The sequence below is a fragment of the Rhodococcus sp. NPDC057297 genome (assembly GCF_042667435.1).
Lineage (GTDB): Bacteria > Actinomycetota > Actinomycetes > Mycobacteriales > Mycobacteriaceae > Rhodococcoides.
Window position 1 is genome coordinate 155,931 of the sequence record NZ_JBHUZE010000006.1, and the last position, 18,147, is coordinate 174,077.

Annotated in this window: 20 protein-coding genes; 14 read left to right on the forward strand and 6 right to left on the reverse strand. The window is 65.0% G+C overall.

Translation table 11 applies throughout. The annotated features are described in order from the left end of the window. The first annotated feature begins 8 nt into the window (after window positions 1-8). Both ACFULT_RS18625 and ACFULT_RS18630 read left to right on the forward strand, forming a co-directional pair. Window positions 9-167 (forward strand): hypothetical protein, encoded by a 159-nt coding sequence (locus ACFULT_RS18625; RefSeq protein WP_019665422.1) that lies wholly within the window; start codon window positions 9-11, stop codon window positions 165-167. A 28-nt stretch (window positions 168-195) separates the two neighbouring features. Beyond that, entirely contained in the window at window positions 196-648 is a 453-nt protein-coding gene (locus tag ACFULT_RS18630) for a hypothetical protein (protein WP_037105901.1), read from the forward strand. Here the strand turns inward: ACFULT_RS18630 and ACFULT_RS18635 are convergent. Both ACFULT_RS18635 and ACFULT_RS18640 read right to left on the reverse strand, forming a co-directional pair. Further along, entirely contained in the window at window positions 575-1,267 is a 693-nt protein-coding gene (locus ACFULT_RS18635) for a uracil-DNA glycosylase (RefSeq protein WP_212556235.1), read from the reverse strand. The genes ACFULT_RS18630 and ACFULT_RS18635 overlap by 74 nt on opposite strands. Beyond that, on the reverse strand, window positions 1,264-1,647 hold the full coding sequence (locus ACFULT_RS18640) for a helix-turn-helix domain-containing protein (protein WP_094720883.1): 384 nt from the start codon (window positions 1,645-1,647) through the stop codon (window positions 1,264-1,266). Before ACFULT_RS18640 ends, ACFULT_RS18635 begins: the two co-directional genes overlap by 4 nt. A 101-nt stretch (window positions 1,648-1,748) precedes the next feature. On the opposite strand from ACFULT_RS18640, the gene ACFULT_RS18645 reads away from it, so the two are divergent. Continuing rightward, the gene (locus ACFULT_RS18645; RefSeq protein WP_378482117.1) at window positions 1,749-3,164 is read left to right on the forward strand and encodes an MFS transporter; all 1,416 of its coding nucleotides are present in this window, start codon (window positions 1,749-1,751) and stop codon (window positions 3,162-3,164) included. Here ACFULT_RS18645 and ACFULT_RS18650 read toward each other — a convergent pair. Then, entirely contained in the window at window positions 3,154-4,647 is a 1,494-nt protein-coding gene (locus tag ACFULT_RS18650; protein WP_378482118.1) for a PH domain-containing protein, read from the reverse strand. The two genes, ACFULT_RS18645 and ACFULT_RS18650, sit on opposite strands and share 11 nt — an antisense overlap. Then, entirely contained in the window at window positions 4,644-5,132 is a 489-nt protein-coding gene (locus tag ACFULT_RS18655; RefSeq protein WP_378482119.1) for a PH domain-containing protein, read from the reverse strand. Before ACFULT_RS18655 ends, ACFULT_RS18650 begins: the two co-directional genes overlap by 4 nt. A gap of 343 nt (window positions 5,133-5,475) precedes the next feature. On the opposite strand from ACFULT_RS18655, the gene ACFULT_RS18660 reads away from it, so the two are divergent. The 6 genes from ACFULT_RS18660 (at window position 5,476) to ACFULT_RS18685 (ending at window position 12,253) form a co-directional block, all read left to right on the forward strand. Then, window positions 5,476-8,055 (forward strand): bifunctional FO biosynthesis protein CofGH, encoded by a 2,580-nt coding sequence (locus ACFULT_RS18660; protein WP_378482177.1) that lies wholly within the window; start codon window positions 5,476-5,478, stop codon window positions 8,053-8,055. Window position 8,056: 1 nt separating this feature from the next. Then, window positions 8,057-8,806 (forward strand): hypothetical protein, encoded by a 750-nt coding sequence (locus ACFULT_RS18665; protein WP_037105919.1) that lies wholly within the window; start codon window positions 8,057-8,059, stop codon window positions 8,804-8,806. Between the two features lie 111 nt (window positions 8,807-8,917). Continuing rightward, complete coding sequence (gene fdxA, locus ACFULT_RS18670; protein ID WP_019665415.1) at window positions 8,918-9,241, forward strand: ferredoxin; 324 nt, start codon at window positions 8,918-8,920, stop codon at window positions 9,239-9,241. Between the two features lie 2 nt (window positions 9,242-9,243). Beyond that, complete coding sequence (gene dapC / locus ACFULT_RS18675) at window positions 9,244-10,347, forward strand: succinyldiaminopimelate transaminase (protein ID WP_094720888.1); 1,104 nt, start codon at window positions 9,244-9,246, stop codon at window positions 10,345-10,347. 40 nt (window positions 10,348-10,387) lie between these two features. Continuing rightward, window positions 10,388-11,860: a SulP family inorganic anion transporter gene (locus tag ACFULT_RS18680; RefSeq protein WP_378482120.1), complete on the forward strand. Its 1,473-nt coding sequence runs from the start codon at window positions 10,388-10,390 to the stop codon at window positions 11,858-11,860. A 3-nt stretch (window positions 11,861-11,863) separates the two neighbouring features. Continuing rightward, a complete protein-coding gene (locus tag ACFULT_RS18685) occupies window positions 11,864-12,253 on the forward strand; it encodes a MerR family transcriptional regulator (RefSeq protein ID WP_378482121.1) in 390 nt (129 codons plus the stop codon). Here the strand turns inward: ACFULT_RS18685 and ACFULT_RS18690 are convergent. Further along, complete coding sequence (locus ACFULT_RS18690; RefSeq protein WP_037105936.1) at window positions 12,225-12,629, reverse strand: hypothetical protein; 405 nt, start codon at window positions 12,627-12,629, stop codon at window positions 12,225-12,227. The genes ACFULT_RS18685 and ACFULT_RS18690 overlap by 29 nt on opposite strands. 2 nt (window positions 12,630-12,631) lie before the next feature. Here ACFULT_RS18690 and ACFULT_RS18695 point away from each other — a divergent pair, with 2 nt between their 5' ends. Then, on the forward strand, window positions 12,632-14,047 hold the full coding sequence (locus tag ACFULT_RS18695) for an acyl-CoA synthetase (RefSeq protein ID WP_378482122.1): 1,416 nt from the start codon (window positions 12,632-12,634) through the stop codon (window positions 14,045-14,047). Here the strand turns inward: ACFULT_RS18695 and ACFULT_RS18700 are convergent. After that, the gene (locus ACFULT_RS18700) at window positions 14,044-14,643 is read right to left on the reverse strand and encodes a CHAP domain-containing protein (protein ID WP_378482123.1); all 600 of its coding nucleotides are present in this window, start codon (window positions 14,641-14,643) and stop codon (window positions 14,044-14,046) included. The genes ACFULT_RS18695 and ACFULT_RS18700 overlap by 4 nt on opposite strands. Window positions 14,644-14,730: 87 nt before the next feature. Between ACFULT_RS18700 and ACFULT_RS18705 the strand changes: the two genes are divergently transcribed. From ACFULT_RS18705 to ACFULT_RS18720, 4 genes are all read left to right on the forward strand, one after another. Beyond that, window positions 14,731-15,741: a MerR family transcriptional regulator gene (locus tag ACFULT_RS18705; RefSeq protein WP_378482124.1), complete on the forward strand. Its 1,011-nt coding sequence runs from the start codon at window positions 14,731-14,733 to the stop codon at window positions 15,739-15,741. A gap of 137 nt (window positions 15,742-15,878) precedes the next feature. After that, window positions 15,879-16,391: an OsmC family protein gene (locus tag ACFULT_RS18710; RefSeq protein ID WP_037105948.1), complete on the forward strand. Its 513-nt coding sequence runs from the start codon at window positions 15,879-15,881 to the stop codon at window positions 16,389-16,391. 3 nt (window positions 16,392-16,394) lie between these two features. Then, window positions 16,395-17,693, forward strand: coding sequence for an O-acetylhomoserine aminocarboxypropyltransferase/cysteine synthase family protein (locus ACFULT_RS18715; RefSeq protein WP_378482125.1), 1,299 nt, complete (start codon window positions 16,395-16,397; stop codon window positions 17,691-17,693). Continuing rightward, window positions 17,690-18,145, forward strand: coding sequence for a CoA-binding protein (locus tag ACFULT_RS18720; RefSeq protein WP_037105955.1), 456 nt, complete (start codon window positions 17,690-17,692; stop codon window positions 18,143-18,145). Before ACFULT_RS18715 ends, ACFULT_RS18720 begins: the two co-directional genes overlap by 4 nt. Window positions 18,146-18,147: the final 2 nt, after the last annotated feature.

Here is an 18,147-nt window from a genome sequence, read left to right on the forward strand (position 1 = left end):
GGTCACACATGTACAACTGGATCGTGCAGGACGCCATAGTCGCGTTCGTCAACTCGCTCATGCCGGACTTTCCGCGGCAGGAAATGCTCTACCAGCAGGGACTGACCGATATCGCTTCAGCGCTGAGCAACTTGCTGACCTCGTTGGGATACCCGCCGGTCTCCTGATCGATCTCGATACGTCAGTATTGGACGCATGATCTCGAAGGCCGCATCCAATGCTGTCGTCCTCGTGTCGAGGGCAACTCTCGCAGTACTGATCTTCGACGGTTTTCTGTGCGGCGTTCTGTCGATCCTGTTTCTTCCCACCTACCTCGGCTCGGTGCCGTTCCCGGTGAGTGCGCTTCTTGCCGGGGCTGCGAACGTTGCGTTGCTGTTCGCGGCCCGCAAGGTCGCCGAGGAACCGCTGGCCATCGCGTCGCCGCTGATCGCGTGGTTCGTCGCCGTCCTGCTGTGCATGTTCGGCGGCCCCGGCGGAGACGTCCTACTCCTGGCGGACTGGCGCACGGCGATTCTGCTTCTCGGCGGACTCGTTCCACCGGGGGTACTGCTGTTCAGCTGGAGGCTGCAACGCCTCACAGCAACCCCGCATGCTCACCCGCATCCCGGAGCACATTCTCGATCATCGTCGGGGTCAGCCTCCCGGTGAAGGTGTTCTGCTGGCTGACGTGGTAGCTGCCGAACAAACGGACGCCGTCGAGTTGGACGTGCACCCCGTGGCCGAACTTCGGCCGCGGTCGCGGAACTTCCCACCCGTTTCGCTCGAGCATCGGCAGCAGTGATTGCCAGCCGAAGCCGCCGAGGACGACGATCGATCGCAGTGTCGGCTTCAGCAGGCGCAGTTCGATGTCCAGCCACTTCTGGCATCGATCTCGCTCGGTGACCGTCGGCTTGTTGTCCGGGGGAGCGCAGTGGACCGGAGCGGTGATTCGTACACCTCGTAGTTCGAGGCCGTCTCCGATGTGCGTCGACGTGGGCTGGTTGGCCAATCCGACGGCGTGCAGCGCCGCATAGAGGAAATCGCCGCTTCGGTCGCCGGTGAACATACGCCCGGTGCGATTGGCTCCGTGGGCTGCGGGCGCGAGCCCGACTATCAGAACGCGTGCATTTGCCGGCCCGAACCCAGGGACCGCTCTGCCCCAGTAGGTTTCGTCGCGAAACGCCGCCCGTTTCTCGACGGCGACCTTTTCACGCCAGTTCACGAGGCGTCGGCAGGCCCGGCACTGCGATATCGCCGCGTCGAGTCGAGGAATGTCTCGCGGGATCATCGCGCCCACGGGTTGCCTGGAGCGGATGCCTCGTCGAACGTGTTTCGGGACGTGGTGACGTGCGCCAAGTTCTCGTCCGACCAGGTCACCAACGCGCTGAAGACCGGCTGCAGGCTGCTTCCCAACGCGGTGATCTCGTAGTCCACCCGAAGTGGAACCACCGGATACATCGTCCGGGTGACGAGCCCGTCGCGTTCGAGCTGACGAAGCCTGTCGGTCAAGACCTTCGCCGTCGCTCCGATGCGAGCGCGCAGTTCGCTGAACCGCATCGGCCCCTCGTGATGAAGAGTCCACAGAATCGGCGTGGTCCACCGGCTGAACACGAGATCGACGACCGGCGTGATCGGGCACCCATTGCTGGCAGTGGGTTCGTGCGGCACGTGACCTCCAGGGGTACTTGGTTTCCTCTAGGAACCTAGTATCCGGCAGCGCTAGCGTCAACGTCGTTCTCGAACATTCGACGACAACAAAGGGGGCGATCATGGTGTCGCGCAAATGGTCTGTTCTGGTTTTCCTCGGCGTTTCCCAGTTCATGGTGTTTCTGGATGTGTCGATCGTCAACGTGGCGTTGCCCTCGATCGAAGAGGCCCTCGACATTCGCGAGGGCAACCTGCCGTACGTCGTGACTGCGTACGGCACCCTGCTTGGCGGGTGTCTGCTTCTCGGGTCACGATTGGCCGATCGCTTCGGGCGACGAACCGTGCTGCAATGCGGGCTGGCCTTGTTCGGTCTGGCGTCGTTGATCGCGGGCTTGGCCGGTGATCAGGTCGTTCTGTTCGTCTCACGTGGAGTGCAGGGCGTCGGCGCGGCGTTGATGGCGCCCTCGGCGTTGGCCATCCTGACGCTCACCTACAGAGAGGGCGACGATCGGAACAAGGCGCTCGGTGTGTGGGGCGGGCTCACCGGGCTCGCCTCCGTTGCGGGCGTCGTGCTCGGAGGAGTCGTCACCGATCTACTGGACTGGCGCTGGGTGTTCTTCGTCAATGTTCCGGTCACCGTGCTCGCACTTGTGGTGGCTCCGCGTGTGTTGCCCGAAAGTCATGGGCGCGCTTCGTCGTTCGATCTCGTCGGCTCCGTGATGTTGACCGGTGGCCTGTTGGCCGTCATCAGTGCTCTCGCACGTGCGATCGAAGCAGGGTGGGGAGATCAGCTCGTGCAAGTCGCAGGGATCGTCGGCGTGGTCGTGCTCGTCGCGTTCGTCGGCGTCGAAACACGGGTACGGGATCCGCTGATTCCGTTCGAGGTATTCGCGTCACGGGCGTTGAGAACCGCCAACATCGTTACAGTGCTTCTGCTGGGCGTGGTGGTGACCTTGTTCTTCTTCGTCAGCCTTTTCCTTCAACAGGTACTCGAACTATCGCCGTTGGCAACAGGATTCGCGTACCTACCACTGGCGCTGACTGTGGTGTTGGGTGCTGCAATCGCCAGCGGTCTGACAGGACGTGTTTCGGCCAAGTTCGTGCTGCTCGTCGGATTCGCGTCGATCCTCGTCGGGACCGTGCTGCTTCGACTGGCACCCCCGGAGTCGTCGTACTGGATCGACATGCTGCCGGCATTCGTCCTTCTCGGCACAGGGATGGGCATCGCATTCGTCTGTCTCCAGATTGCTGCGCAATCCGATGTGTCCGAGGAACGCGCGGGCGTTGCTGCTGGGGTGATCGGCACGAGCCAAGAGCTCGGCGGCTCGCTCGGCGTGGCAGTGGCAGCCACCATCGCCTTCAGCAGCATTCCTGTCGTCGACGACACGGACACGGTGGCCGTCCGCATCGCCAGAACCGAGGTCTTCCATCAGGCGTTCGTGGTCGCGGCGGTCTACATCGTCGTCGCCGCCGTAGTCGCGGTATGGCAGATGCCCGCGCTGACACCACGAGCGCAGGACGACGGCGTCAGCGCGTGACCCACTTGTCACCGGCTCCCGGTGTCACTGCCTCCACGAGTGACCACGCCTGGTCGACGGGCACATCGAGAATTTCGTAGTGACCGACCCCCGCGGGGGTCGCGGCGACGATGGTCGCGACCCCGGCGCGGCGCTGGAAGAAGCTCTGGCGCACGGTCCACCCGATGATTCCTGCGGCCTCGAGGCTGTGGCGCTTGCGATCCAGCGAACCGTGCTGGGTGATCAGCCAACCCGGTAGAACGGCGTGGCCGAGACCCCGACAGCGGTCCCAGGCAACCGAGAGTGCACCGACGAACAGAACAGCCAGTGCGGCCCAGACGAGGAGGGGGATCGGTGCACCTACGTACTCTGCGACGCCGACGCCTGCTGCGACGACGGCGACGGGGAGCACGGCCCGTGTGTAGCGTCGACGCTGTGCCGCCGGGCCGTGCACCACCAATGGTTTCCTGGCGTCACCGTGGAGTCCCGCGTCACCGAGAACGACGGTCATCATTCGTCTGGCTTCGGCAGCGGGAGCCTGGGGCAGTAGTAGCGACGACTCCTTCTTCTCTGCACTGACGCCCGTCATGATGGCGTCGAGCTTCGCGCCTTTCGCGACCCGCAGCAGCAGCGGCTCGGACAGTGACGTCCCGCGCAGGCGCTTACGGTCGAGCGTCGTCGACCGAGTCCTCAGCAGTCCGTGTGCGACGTGCAGTCGAGTCCCGTCGTCGGTGACCGTCAGGTTTCCGTACGCGATCAGGTAGCGGACGCAGGCGAAGACGCTCGCTATCGCCAGCAGGACGAGCAGTCCGACCACGACCACCACTGCGATCCCGAATCGCTCGGCGGAGTCGATGCTGTCGGTGACAACCGAGGACTCGGTGATCGTTTCCGCGAATCCGTACTGGAACAGGACACCGATCGCTGCGGCGATGGTGACGACGCCGGTGAACGAGAACGGCGCATAGCGCACCCACGACGTCCGCCAGTGCGCGATCTCGTTCTCTGCCGGTGGCGCTTCGTTCGGATAGTCCGGCCGTCTCGTGACTCGCTCGAGCAGCTCTTCGCGCAGGGCAGGTACGACCTTCGAGTCGAGTGCGTTCAGCTCGAACTTCTCACCCTTGCCCGCCTGTTGACCCGTGCCGATGCGCAGGATCGACAGACCGAGCACGCGGTGGAGCACACCGGCCTCGATGTCCACGGACCGAATGCGGCTGCGCGGCACCGACAGGAGCTTTTTCTGAAAAACGCCGGTGCGTAGTTGCACGTGCACCGGCCCGATTCGGTAACTCGTGGTGAACCAGCGCAGAATCGCGAACACGACGACCACCGCGACGATGATCAAGCCCCACAGATGATTGCCGCTCCGACTGCCGACGATGAACGACACCAGCAGGACCGGCAGAACCTTCACTGCCTCGTTGATCGGATGTACCAGCAGCATCCGCTTGTCGAGCCGCAGCCACGGTTGCTGCTCTTCCTCGGCGAGAAGTTCGTCGCTCATGTGGCGTCGCCCAACGTCCGTCCCGCGATGTCGGTCAGCTGTGCGACGGTCTTGTCTGCAACCTCCTTGTCGAGGGCCGTGATCTTGACAGCACCCGCGGAGGACGCCGTCGTCACCGTCACCGTCGACAACCCGAGCAGGCGATCGATCGGACCACGCTCGGTGTCCACTGTCTGCACCCGGCTGATCGGGGCGACACGTCGCTCCTGGTTGAACCACCCCGTGCGGGTGTAGACCGCGGTGTCGCTGATCTCCCAGCGGTGTACTCGATACCGCCAGATCGGCGTCACCACGATGTCCAGTGCCGCGAGCACGACCGACACCCCGAACACCGTGACGTGCGGCCACGTCGTCCACGTTTCCACGACCACCGCCCATACGACCTGTGCAACGAACACTGGAATCCAGATCAACGTGGCATTGATCGCCCACAACTGCTTGGCACGGGGACTCGGACGCCACGCCGGGTCGGTCATCGTGATCATGCTTACAGACCCTATCCGCACACTCCGGCTGCGCGGGTTGTAGCGGAAGCGTGGGTTGCACCCTGCGCGGTGGGATGGAACGTGCGCGAGGAAGGCTGGGGGACCGAACGTGGCGTTCGGTCACCAGGGGGATGGCTGCGCAGGTTGTAGTGAAAGCGTGGGTTGCACCCTGCGCGGTGGGATGGAACGTGCGCGGGGAGTGTGGTGACGAGGGATGTTGCGCCGAGCACGTTTGCAGCGGGAAACCCCTGCAGGGTGATCCGGTCGTTGCCGTGACGATCCACGCGCGAAGCGGTCCCGGTGGCACGTCCGTGTGTCGGAGGAGCATGATCGACTGGTGACCATGTTGCCCGATCCCGTTTCCGTGCCGTCCGCAACAGAGAAAGCTTCCGCAGCCGAGAAAGCCCCTGCACCGTCCGCTATGCGTCGGGTGCTCCGGCGCGCGCGTGACGGTGTCAGCCTGAACGTCGACGAAGCCACTGTGCTGCTGCATGCTCGCGGCGACGACTTGGTGGACCTGATGGCGTCGGCGTCTCGGGTTCGCGACGCCGGACTGTTGGCGGCCGGGCGAGAGGCCACCGTCAGTTATTCGCGCAAGGTGTTCGTGCCGATCACGCGGTTGTGCCGGGACAAGTGCCATTACTGCACGTTCGTGACGGTCCCGGGAAAGCTGAAGGCAGAAGGCCACGGGCTGTTCATGGATCCCGACGAGATCGTCGAGGTCGCTCGGCAGGGTGCGGCGTTGGGCTGCAAGGAGGCGTTGTTCACGCTCGGTGATCGCCCGGAGGAGCGGTGGCCGGAGGCCAAGGAATGGCTCGATTCGCGTGGCTACGACTCGACGTTGGATTACGTGCGCGCCATGGCGATCAAGGTGCTGGAGGAGACCGGTCTTCTGCCGCACCTGAATCCGGGTGTGATGTCGTGGCAGGAACTCTCGCGTCTCAAGCCCGTCGCGCCGTCGATGGGCATGATGCTCGAGACCACGTCGCGTCGGTTGTTCGAGGAGAAGGGGCAGGCGCATTACGGCAGCCCCGACAAGGATCCCGAGGTGCGCTTGCGCACGCTGACCGACGCAGGCCGGTTGAACATTCCGTTCACCACGGGCATCCTCGTCGGAATCGGCGAGACCATCCGTGACCGGGCCGAGTCGATCATGGCAATCCGCAAGGTGCACAAGGCATTCGGGCATGTGCAGGAAATCATCGTGCAGAATTTCCTCGCCAAGCCGGACACCGCGATGCGGCAGGCGCCGAATGCCGGCATGGAAGAGTTCCTCGCGACCATCGCGGTGACTCGGATTCTGCTGGGGCCGGCCATGCGAATTCAGGCTCCGCCCAACCTCGTCGAGGCCGAGGAGACGGCTGCGTTGCTGGGCGCGGGCGTCGACGACTGGGGCGGTGTGTCCCCGTTGACGCCGGACCACGTCAATCCCGAGCGGCCGTGGCCGAATCTGGACACACTCGCCGAGCTGAGCCAGGCCGCGGGATACACCCTCGTCGAGCGGACCGCGGCGCAGCCGCAGTACATCCTCGCCGGCGCGCCCTGGATCGATCCGAGGATCTCCGCGCACGTCAAGGCGCTGGCCGACCCCGAGACGGGGATGGCGCGCGAAGGCGTCATCCCGGAAGGGCAGCCGTGGCAGGAGCCGGACGAGGAGTGGGAATCGTCGGGACGTGTCGACCTGAACACCGAGATCGACACCGAAGGCCGAAACACCGAGACTCGAAGCGATCTCGCGAACGCGTTCGGTGACTGGGAGTCGATCCGTGAGCAGGTTCGTGACCTGGCGGGCCTCGAGCGGGTCGACCGAGACCTGGTGTCGGCGTTGAATGCGGCGGAGAAGGACCCGGCAGGGCTGTCGGACGAGCAGTATCTCGCGTTGGCGACGGCCGAGGGCCCTGGCATGGATGCCGTTGCGGCGTTGGCCGACGATCTGCGCAAACAGGTCAACGGAGACACCGTCACCTACGTCGTCAACCGGAACATCAACTTCACCAACATCTGCTACACCGGCTGCCGATTCTGCGCGTTCGCGCAGCGTAAGGGCGACGCCGACGCCTTCACGCTGTCGACGTCCGAAGTCGCCGATCGTGCATGGGAGGCACACGTCGCGGGGGCGAGCGAGGTGTGCATGCAGGGTGGCATCGATCCGGAGCTGCCGGTCACCGGCTACGCGGATCTGGTGCGTGCAGTGAAGGAGCGTGTGCCGTCGATGCACGTGCACGCGTTCTCCCCGATGGAAATCGTCAACGGGGCCTCGCGCGGCGGCCAGTCGATCCGTGAGTGGCTGACGGAACTCCGGGCGGCCGGCCTGGACACCATCCCCGGCACCGCCGCCGAGATACTCGACGACGAGGTCCGCTGGGTGTTGACCAAGGGCAAGTTGCCCGCAGCCGAGTGGATCGAGGTAGTCACCACCGCGCACGAGGTGGGACTGCGCTCGAGCTCGACGATGATGTACGGGCACGTGGACAACCCGTCGCACTGGGTCGGACACATGAACGTGCTCAAGAAGATTCAGGACAAGACCGGTGGGTTCACGGAGTTCGTGCCGCTGCCGTTCGTGCACCAGTCGTCGCCGTTGTATTTGGCGGGTGCGTCGCGTCCCGGCCCGACCAATCGGGACAACCGCGCTGTCCATGCGTTGGCGCGCATCATGCTGCACGGCCGGATCGACTCCATCCAGACGTCCTGGGTCAAGCTCGGGATCACGGGAACTCAGGTGATGCTCAACGGCGGAGCCAACGACCTCGGCGGAACGTTGATGGAGGAAACCATCTCGCGGATGGCGGGCAGCCAGAACGGGTCGGAGAAGACCGTCGCCGAGTTGCACGAGATCGCGAACGGAATCGGGCGCGAGGCACGTGAGCGCACGACGACCTACGAACTCGTCGACCGTGTCCCTGCCGTGGAGCTGGTCTGATATGGAAGATCGCACCGTCGCGGCGGCTCTGGGGCGTGCCGTCGCCATCATCGACCCCGTACTCGACCTGCTGGCCCAGCGGGATCCGGTGGGACTCAAAGGCAGAACGTTCAGGACGCCGACGGACACCGACACAGCGCTCGACAAGGTCCTCGACACGCTGGCGTCGGCGCTCGACGCGACCGACTTTCCGGGGACCAAGGGCTGGCAGGCGCTCGACGAGGACGCGCGATCGCAGTGGTGGGTGGCGCGCATCGGCGCGCTGAACACCGTCGCAGTTGCGTTCCCTGGCGTGTTCGGCGTTCTCGTCAACCGGCTTCCGCTGCAGGACCTGCTCGGTTTCGCCAACCAGGCGATGGTCCTGGTCGCGGTGGCGCGCGAGAGCGGCGTCACCGACCGAGCGGATCACGTCCGCATGCTCGCGTCGGTGCTGTGCGAACGTGAGATCGATCTCTCCGCCCCCGAACCCGAGCGTCCTGCCACGCCGAGAGGTCACGGGCCTTTCGCGTTGCTGCGCGGGATGTGGGACGTAGCGAACGTACTGCGCGATGTGTCCGGCGAGCTGGCGAAACGTCCACGTAGCCGGGGCGTGCTCCGGGTGCTGTCGGCCATCCCGGTCGTCGGGGGCGTCGCCGGATACCTGGGAGAACGTGGTGCCCTGTCCCGGGCTGCCGACGAGGGGAGGCAGTGGATCCGTGCGCACCGGAACGACGCGAGCCACGTAGGCTCGAAAGTGACTGTGCGTAAGTGAGGACACCCTGCGCTGGTTGTCGGAATTCTCCGGCGCGATACTAGGATCTTCAGGGCGCTAGGTTCGATCGGATCGTGGCGCCGACTTTGCGGAAAGGGAGGGAGAGCAGCAGTGCCCTACACGATTGCGGAACCGTGCGTGGATGTGATGGACAAGGCATGCATCGAAGAATGCCCGGTGGACTGCATCTACGAGGGCAACCGAATGCTGTACATCCACCCCGACGAGTGCGTCGACTGCGGTGCCTGTGAGCCGGTCTGCCCGGTCGAAGCCATTTTCTACGAGGACGACGTTCCGGATCAGTGGAACGGCTACATCAGCGCCAACGTCGACTTCTTCGACGAACTGGGTTCGCCCGGTGGCGCGGCCAAGCTCGGACGGGTCGACCACGACTCACCGTTCGTCAAAGCACTTCCCCCCATGGCCGAGAACTGACGTTGGCGCGCATCTCCGTTGCCGCTGGACTCCCGGATTTTCCGTGGGATTCGCTGACCGCGGCCAAGGACAAGGCGTCGGCGCACCCGGACGGCATCGTCAACCTGTCGGTGGGTACGCCGGTCGACCCTGTCGCTCCGGTCATCCGTGACGCTCTGAGCTCGGTCTCGGACCAGCCCGGCTATCCGACGACTCTGGGCACGGACGCGCTGCGACGTGCAGCCGCCGAGTCGCTGGCTCGTCGCTACGGAATCACCGGAGTAGAACCGTCCGCGGTGCTCCCGGCCATCGGCACCAAGGAAATGATCGCCTGGCTGCCGAAGCTGCTCGGCCTCGGCGCCGACGATCTCGTGGTGATCCCGGAGCTCGCCTACCCGACGTACGAGGTCGGGGCCCTGCTCGCGGGCGCGCGGGTCACCCGGGCCGACGGTCTCAACCGACTCGGACCCGAGAACGCGTCGCTGGTGTTCGTGAACTCACCGTCCAATCCCACCGGGAAGGTGCTTCCGGTCGATCACCTGCGCAAGGTGGTCGCGTGGGCACGGGAACGGGGTGCCGTCGTCGTGTCCGACGAGTGCTACCTCGGTCTGACGTGGGAGGCGGATGCTGTGTCCGTCCTCGATCCGCGTGTGTCCGATGGGGACCACACCAACCTGCTGGCGGTGCACTCGCTGTCGAAGACGTCGAACCTGGCCAGTTACCGCGCCGGGTTCGTGACCGGTGACCCGGTGCTGGTGAAGGATCTGCTCGAGGTGCGTAAGCACGCAGGCATGATGGTTCCTCTTCCGGTGCAGGCGGCCATGACCGCAGCCTTGAACGACGACGCGCACGAGAACGAGCAGCGTGAGCGGTACCGTGCCCGCCGGACCGAACTGAAGTCTGCCGTCGAGAAGGCCGGATTCACCGTCGACCACTCCGAGGCCGGTCTCTACCTGTGGGCGACGCGCGGCGAGTACTGCCGCGACACGGTCGACTGGCTTGCCGAGCGGGGCATCCTTGCTGCGCCGGGGGAGTTCTACGGCCCGAGCGGAACCCAGCATGTGCGTATCGCACTGACCGCCACCGACGAGAGAATCCACGCGGCAGCGGAGCGGTTGCTCTCCTGAAGGCGAACTCTACCCTCACGTGAGGGTAGAGTAGCGCTACGTGCCGACCGATGTACTGAGCGCGCTGCGTTCACCCAAGATCCTCAAAACCGAGATCCTCGCCGGACTCGTCGTCGCCCTGGCGTTGATTCCCGAGGCGATCTCGTTCTCGATCATCGCCGGTGTCGATCCGAGCGTCGGTCTGTTCTCCGCGTTCACGATGGCAGTCACCATCGCGATCGTCGGCGGCAGAACCGCGATGATCTCCGCCGCAACGGGTTCGGTCGCGCTGGTCATCGCTCCGATCGTCCCGAAGTACGGTCTCGACTATCTGGTCGCGACGGTCTTGCTCGGTGGACTGATGCAGATCGTCCTCACCGCGTTCGGGGCAGTGAAGCTGATGAGGTTCATTCCCCGCAGCGTCATGGTCGGATTCGTCAACGCGCTGGCGATTCTGATCTTCATCGCCCAGATCCGATACTTCGTCGACGTGTCGTGGCTGGTGTTTCCGATTGCCGCGGCCGCGATCGTCATCATGGTGGTTCTGCCCCGCCTCACCACCGCGATTCCGGCGCCGCTGGTTGCCGTCGCGGCTCTGACCGTCGTCACCGTCGTGTTCGGAGTGCAGATCCCGAACGTCGGCGACGAAGGGGAGTTGCCGTCGTCGCTGCCGTCGCTGTTCTTCCCGGACCTTCCGATGAATCTCGAGACGCTGAAGATCATCGCGCCCTTCGCTTTCGCCATGGCGCTCGTGGGACTGCTCGAATCCCTGTTGACCGCGAAACTAGTCGACGACGTGACCGATACGCCGTCGAACAAGACGAGGGAAGGCGCCGGGCTCGGTGTCGCGAACATCGTGACCGGCGCGTTCGGAGGCATGGGAGGGTGCGCATTGATCGGCCAGACGATGATCAACGTCAAGATTTCCGGAGCCCGGACCAGGATCTCGACGTTCCTCGCGGGAGCGTTCCTGCTCGTCCTCGTGGTGGTCTTCGGCGGCGTCGTCGCGCGCATACCGATGGCGGTTCTCGGAGCCGTGATGATCATGGTCTGCTTCGCGACGTTCGACTGGCACTCGATCGCGCCGAAGACCCTGCGCCGCATGCCACTCAGCGAAACCGCTGTGATGGTGGCAACCGTGGCGGTCACGGTCGCCACCGACAATCTGGCCTACGGCGTCATCGTCGGTGTCGTCGTCGCGATGATCCTGTTCGCGCGTCGCGTCGCGCACGTCACGGAGGTCGTCGAGATCGCGCATCCCGACGACGACACCCGGGTCTACGGCGTACGCGGCGAACTGTTCTTCGCATCGAGCAACGACCTGATCCACCAGTTCGATTACGCGACAGACCCGGCCAACGTCGTCATCGACCTGTCCGACGCGCACGTCTGGGATGCGTCGACCGTTGCTACCCTCGATGCCGTGACGACGAAATACGCCAAGTACGGCAAACACGTCTCCATCGTCGGACTGGCCGGGGCAAGTAAGGAAAGGCATGATCGACTGACCGGACGCCTCGGCGGAGAAGGCTGAATCATGGCTGCGCACATGCAGATCGGTGAAGTCGCCGAACGTACCGGCTTGTCCATCAGAACGCTCCGCCACTACGACGAGGTGGGCTTGGTGCCCCCGTCGGAGCGCAGCGCCGGCGGGTTTCGCTTGTACACCGACACCGACGTCGAGCGGCTGCTGGTGATCCGCCGCATGAAGCCGCTGGAATTCACGCTCGACGAGATGAGAAGACTACTGGCCTCGCTGGACACCATCGACTCGGGCGGCGACGGTATCGAAGAGGCAGGCGCTTTCGTCGACGAGTGTCACGCACGAGCCGAGGCAGCGTGCGCGAACCTGCGGAAGAAGCTGGCGTACGCCGAGGAGCTCACTGCGGTTCTGGCCGCTAACCGACATCCCAGCCGCCGCGCCTGATACGCAGGATGTACACCAGTTCGGTGCTGCCGAACGCCTCGACCGTAGTGAACCTCTTCGGTTCGGTGTTCGTCGACGGGTTGCGGGCGAACTGCTCCTCGTAGAGTTGACCGGCCCGAAGGTCGGCAAGTTCGACGCGTGTCCAGAAATCGTCGGACTGCACCGAATACACAAGCCGCGGCGCACTGTCGGTGACATGGTCGAAGTCGAGATCGTCGTCGTCGGCGGTGTCGTTCGTCAGTTCGTCCGAGTCCTCGTCGGTATCGACGTCCTGTTCGGCGTCGGTACCGATGAGGTATACCCCGGGTTGCAAGCTGCCTGCCGGGACCGTCAGATATTCGGCGTAGTCGCCGGAGTCGATTCCATCGGCGTCCATGTATGTACGGTAACCATGTGCTGCTTCGTTCACTGAACCCACTCGCCGTTGCGCGCGGAGACGATATTCCCGACGCCGTCACCATCGACGGGGTCTCGCTGTCGAGGGGGGACATTCTCGGGGCCGCGACGTCCGTGGCGGAGCGCGTCGCCCAGGCCGACAGGCTTGCCGTGCTGGCAACGCCGTCGGTGAAGACGGTGCTGGCGGTGGTCGGGTGTCTGATCGCAGGCGTGACGATCGTTCCCGTGCCCCCGGACGCGGGACCCGCGGAACGTGCTCACATTCTTCGAGACTCCGGTGCCCAGGCGTGGCTCGGAGTCGCTCCCGACGACACCGCCGGGCTGCAGGTGCTACCCGTGCGCCAACACGCTCGATCGTGGCACAGCTACCCGGACCCGCACCCGTCCTCGACGGCGTTCGTTCTTTACACCTCGGGCACCACCGGCCCACCGAAAGGTGTACTTCTCTCGCGTGAGGCCATCGCCGCGGGAATCGACGCCCTCGCCGAGGCATGGCAGTGGACGTGGAAAGACACACTGGTGCACGGTCTTCCGCTGTTCCACGTGCACGGATTGATTCTCGGTCTGCTGGGACCGCTGCGGGTGGGAAGTCCCGTGATCCACACTGGCAAGCCGACGCCGGAGCTGTACGCAGCCGCGGGCGGCTCGCTCTACTTCGGAGTTCCGACTGTCTGGTCGAGGGTCGCCGCGGACGCCGACTCCGCTCGCGCACTGTCCGGTGCCCGTCTGCTTGTCTCGGGGAGCGCACCGTTGCCGGTACCCGTGTTCGAGAAACTGCGCGAATTGACCGGTCAGGCGCCGGTCGAGCGGTACGGCATGAGCGAAACGCTGATCACACTGTCGACGCGTGCCGACGGAGAACGCAGGCCGGGATCGGTGGGTCTTCCTGTTGCCGGCGTCGAAACCCGGGTGGTGGGCGAGGACGGCGCGGTGCTTGCACACGACGGTGAATCCATCGGAGCGCTCCAGGTCCGTGGGCCGATGGTGTTCGACGGCTACCTGAACAATCCCGACGCAACCGCCGAATCCTTCACTGCCGACGGCTGGTTCGACACCGGGGACGTCGCGGTGATCGAGCCCGACGGATTCCACCGCATCGTCGGTCGCGCGTCGACGGATCTGATCAAGTCCGGCGGTTATCGCATCGGGGCAGGGGAAATCGAGACGGTACTGCTCGGTCACGCAACGGTCGACGAGGTGGCCGTGGTGGGGCTTCCGGACGAAGACCTGGGGCAGAGAATCGTTGCGTTCGTCGTCGGATCAGGTGTGGAGCCGACGGTGTTGATAGACCTGGTGGCGTCCGAGTTGTCCAACCACAAGCGGCCCAGGGAAATCCGTGTCGTGGATTCGCTGCCTCGGAACGCGATGGGGAAGGTGCAGAAGAAACAGCTGAGCTAGGAGAGTCTGCCGAAACCGACTATCGCGGAGTCGGACCGAACGTCGACGGTGTGCACGCGGATCTTTCCGAGTTCGTTGCCGCCGACCGTCGTCGCGGTGTCTCCGTCGACCGCGACGACGATATTGGTGTGCTGGCCGACCCAGCTGCTGTTGTCGTACAGCACCACGTCGCCGACGGTGGGTGAGTAGCCCTTGGGCTCGAACGTGCCCTGCTGCTGGTAGTACTCGGTCAACGTGTACACCCCGGGGATGCGCCAACTTCCGGAATGCGGGTTGCTCAGCGGGCGGCCCGCTTCACGCATGATCCAGCTGACGAAGTTCGCGCACCAGGCTTCCTCGACGCCCTCGGAGTAGAACGTGCCGGGGCGCTGACGCTCGTGCTCCGCTCTGGTGAGCTCGACGACGGTCGCTTGCTCGGTGGTGAGCGCGGACGTGTCGACGTCGGGAAACGGCGTCGTGTCCCACGGCAGGTACCGGCTCGGGGCCAACCACAGCACGGCGCCCGCCACCACCACGACGACCGCGACGAAGGCCGCGAGCCAGCGGCCGACGCGTCGGCGACCGCGTTGCGGGGCGGTGGGTACCTCGATGCTCATCCTTCGAATGTACCGGCAGGTTCGTTCGAACCGACGGTGAAGAACCGGGCTTGACCTTCGACCAACCGGAGACCCCAGGATGGGCTGGTGAGCACATCCAAATTGATGACAATCGGCGCATTCGCCCGCGCAACGGGGTTGACCCCCGGTGCCCTGCGCTTCTACGCGGACTCGTCTCTCCTCGAGCCCGCCAGGATCGACGAGACCACTGGCTACCGCTACTACGCGCCGGGGCAGCTCGAGCAGGCCGAGGTGATCCGGAGCCTGCGGCAGATCGACATGCCGTTGGACATGATCGGGTCGGTTCTCGCCGGCGACGGCGCGCAGATCGACCGGCACGTGACCGCCCTGACCGACCAGGCCCGTCTCGCGGCCCGCTCCGCCGCCGCCGTACACGCAACACTCGACACCGAAAGCAGGACAACCATGTTCACCGTCAACGGCCCGGTTCTCGCCGCGGCATTCGATCAGACCCTCACCGCGACGTCGCATCACCCCGAGCATCCCGTCCTCGGCGGGGTGTACCTGGAATGGCGGGACGGCACGCTGACCATGACCGCCACCGATCGATTCAGGTTGGTCTCCCGGTCGCTGGTCACGAAAGCCACTGAAGGAGAACACGAGTGGACCGCAGTGGTCGATGGGGACGATCTGCGTTCCGCGGTCCAATCCGTCAGACAGCACCATCGAGTGCAGGTGGATCGCACCCCCTCGGCGGTGATCTTCCGGCCGGGTGACGTCCGCGCCGGCATCCTTGCTGCCGAGTTTCCGGATTACCGGGCAATGCTCGGCGCGCTGCCGGACGTCACCACCCGAATAGTCGTCGCCAAGTCGAGGTTGCTGTCGATGTTCGACACCGAGAACGAGTACATCGATTTCGCCACGTCCGGCATGGATGCAACCGTGTCCGGACCCGACGTGGACGTGGCATTCGCCGTGACCACCCTGTACCCGGCCGTCGTGGCTGCGCTCGGCCCCGACGTCATGATCGACGTGTCGGGTCCGGAGTACCCAGTGGTGATTCGCTCAGCGGACAGCGGCGACCTGACCACTCTCGCGATGCCCGTCGACCGAAAGCTGCTACTGTCGCGTTCGTGACCGCGACCCACGTGACAGCCGATGTGCTGGTGAGGCGTCGCACCGTCGATTTCGGACTGGTCTGCTCTTCGCGTTGTTGCGCGTCCTGATCCAACCAATCAGGTCAGCTCACAACACACCTCACGAAGGGGACAGTCATGTCCACAGCTCTGTCGCATCTCGGATCCGTCACCAGCGCAACCAAGGACGCAGTCGACGCCGATCCACACAACGCCCTCGTCGTCTTCCGCGCATCCGCCGCCGCGCACGACGCCGTCGCCAGCACGGTCACGCTCGGCAAGTTCAGCGTCGAGGTGGACGAACCGCCCGCGCTCGGCGGCGAGAACACCGCAGCCAACCCCGTCGAGTACTACCTGGCGTCTCTGCTGTCCTGCCAGGTCGTGACCTATCGGGTCTGGGCCGACAAGCTCGGTATCGCGGTCGACGACATCACCGCGCGCGCCGAGGGTGACCTCGACGTTCGCGGCTTCTTCGGCTTCGACGACTCGGTTCGGGCCGGGTTCGGCGAGGTCCGAGTGATCGTCAAGGTCACCGGGCCGGAGTCGCGTGAGCGCTACGAGGAACTGCAGGAAGCGGTGGACGCACACTGCCCGGTCCTCGACCTCACACGCAACCGGACGCCGGTGCACACGACCCTCGAAACGGCCTGACGGATGAGCGAGAGGTCGTTCGGTCTCCGAACGCGCGCGATCCATGCAGGTGCCAGACCCGATTCCGAGACCGGTGCGCGGGCGGTACCGATCTACTCGACCGCGAGCTACGTGTTCGAGGACTCGGCGGACGCCGGCGACCTCTTCGCTCTGCAGAAGTACGGAAACGTCTACAGCCGGATCGCGAACCCCACCGTCGCCGCCTTCGAAGAGCGCATCGCCAGCCTCGAAGGCGGCATCGGTGCGGTCGCATTCGCCAGCGGTCTGGCAGCGGAGTTCGCGGTGTTCGCCGCGCTCGCCGGCGCGGGTGACCACATCGTCGCGGCAGCCGGGTTGTACGGCGGCACCATCACCCAACTCGACGTCACGCTGCGGCGATTCGGTGTGGACACCACATTCGTGCCAGGAACCGACCCGGCGGACTACGCGGCAGCGGTGACCGACCGGACGAAACTGATCTTCGTGGAGGTCATCGGCAACCCGTCGGGTGACATCGCCGATCTGGAAGGCCTCGCCGTCGTCGCCCACGAGCACGGCATCCCGCTCGTCGTGGACGCCACCATGGCTACGCCGGTGCTGTGCCGGCCGATCGAGTTCGGCGCCGACATCGTCGTTCATTCGGCGACGAAGTTCCTCGGCGGTCACGGGTCGACGCTCGGGGGCGTGGTCGTCGAATCCGGAAAGTTCGACTGGGGTTCGGGGCGATTCCCACAGATGACCGAGCCCGTCGCGTCGTACGGAGGTCTGTCGTGGTGGGGGAACTTCGGGGAGTACGGCTTCCTGACGAAACTTCGCAGTGAACAACTACGCGACATCGGTGGTTCACTGGCCGCGCACTCGGCATTCACCCTGATACAGGGCGTGGAGACCTTGCCGCAGCGGATGGACGCACACGTGCAGAACGCCCGCGACATTGCGGCCTGGCTCGACGCCGATCCGCGAGTGGACTACGTCGCGTTCTCGGGTCTGCCGAGTCATCCGTACCACGAGCGTGCCGCGAAATACCTTCCGTCGGGACCTGGTGCGGTCTTCACGTTCGGGGTCGACGGCGGCCGGGACGCCGGCCGCGCATTCGTCGAGAACGTCCGAATCGCCAGCCACGTCGCCAACATCGGTGATGTGCGCACACTCGTCATCCACCCGGCCAGCACGACCCACCGCCAGCTGACCGACGATCAGCTGCACGCGGCCGGTGTGCGGCCCGAGGCCGTCCGCATCAGCGTCGGGCTCGAGGACGTCGACGACATCGAGTGGGACCTCGACCAAGCGCTCACGGCGGCAACGGGACGGGAGCGGTCATGACAGTCAGGCAGATCCTGCAGCAGACCACGTCGGTCGCGATCGTCGGCGCATCGAAGAACCCCTCCCGTGCAAGCTATTTCGTGAACAAGTATCTGTCGTCGACGAGCACGTACGACATCTACCTCGTCAATCCCACGATCACCGAGATCGAGGGCATCCCGGTGTATCCGACGCTTGCGGACCTACCGGTGAAACCGGACCTCGTCGACGTCTTTCGCAAACACGACGACCTTCCGACGGTGTTGACGGAAGCAATTGCTGTTCAAGCGAAAACGATCTGGCTGCAGCTCGGACTCGTGCACGACGAGGTCGCGCGCGACGCCGAACACGCAGGCATGTCCGTCGTGATGGACAAGTGCCTGAAGATCGAGCACGCACGGTTCCACGGCGGACTCCATCTGGCCGGTTTCGATACCGGCGTCATCGACTCGAGGAGGCGTCTAGCATTATGACC

What these genes read in the sequence shown, in the direction of transcription:
- ACFULT_RS18630 (WP_037105901.1), top strand. Translation starts at nt 196, where the DNA reads ATGATCTCGAAGGCCGCATCCAATGCTGTCGTCCTCGTGTCGAGGGCA.
- ACFULT_RS18645 (WP_378482117.1), top strand. Translation starts at nt 1,749, where the DNA reads ATGGTGTCGCGCAAATGGTCTGTTCTGGTTTTCCTCGGCGTTTCCCAG.
- ACFULT_RS18655 (WP_378482119.1), bottom strand. Translation starts at nt 5,132, where the DNA reads ATGATCACGATGACCGACCCGGCGTGGCGTCCGAGTCCCCGTGCCAAG.
- ACFULT_RS18715 (WP_378482125.1), top strand. Translation starts at nt 16,395, where the DNA reads ATGAGCGAGAGGTCGTTCGGTCTCCGAACGCGCGCGATCCATGCAGGT.
- ACFULT_RS18710 (WP_037105948.1), top strand. Translation starts at nt 15,879, where the DNA reads ATGTCCACAGCTCTGTCGCATCTCGGATCCGTCACCAGCGCAACCAAG.
- ACFULT_RS18625 (WP_019665422.1), top strand. Translation starts at nt 9, where the DNA reads ATGTACAACTGGATCGTGCAGGACGCCATAGTCGCGTTCGTCAACTCG.
- ACFULT_RS18700 (WP_378482123.1), bottom strand. Translation starts at nt 14,643, where the DNA reads ATGAGCATCGAGGTACCCACCGCCCCGCAACGCGGTCGCCGACGCGTC.
- ACFULT_RS18720 (WP_037105955.1), top strand. Translation starts at nt 17,690, where the DNA reads ATGACAGTCAGGCAGATCCTGCAGCAGACCACGTCGGTCGCGATCGTC.
- ACFULT_RS18690 (WP_037105936.1), bottom strand. Translation starts at nt 12,629, where the DNA reads ATGGACGCCGATGGAATCGACTCCGGCGACTACGCCGAATATCTGACG.
- ACFULT_RS18635 (WP_212556235.1), bottom strand. Translation starts at nt 1,267, where the DNA reads ATGATCCCGCGAGACATTCCTCGACTCGACGCGGCGATATCGCAGTGC.
- ACFULT_RS18660 (WP_378482177.1), top strand. Translation starts at nt 5,476, where the DNA reads ATGTTGCCCGATCCCGTTTCCGTGCCGTCCGCAACAGAGAAAGCTTCC.
- ACFULT_RS18665 (WP_037105919.1), top strand. Translation starts at nt 8,057, where the DNA reads ATGGAAGATCGCACCGTCGCGGCGGCTCTGGGGCGTGCCGTCGCCATC.
- ACFULT_RS18695 (WP_378482122.1), top strand. Translation starts at nt 12,632, where the DNA reads ATGTACGGTAACCATGTGCTGCTTCGTTCACTGAACCCACTCGCCGTT.
- ACFULT_RS18685 (WP_378482121.1), top strand. Translation starts at nt 11,864, where the DNA reads ATGGCTGCGCACATGCAGATCGGTGAAGTCGCCGAACGTACCGGCTTG.
- ACFULT_RS18650 (WP_378482118.1), bottom strand. Translation starts at nt 4,647, where the DNA reads ATGAGCGACGAACTTCTCGCCGAGGAAGAGCAGCAACCGTGGCTGCGG.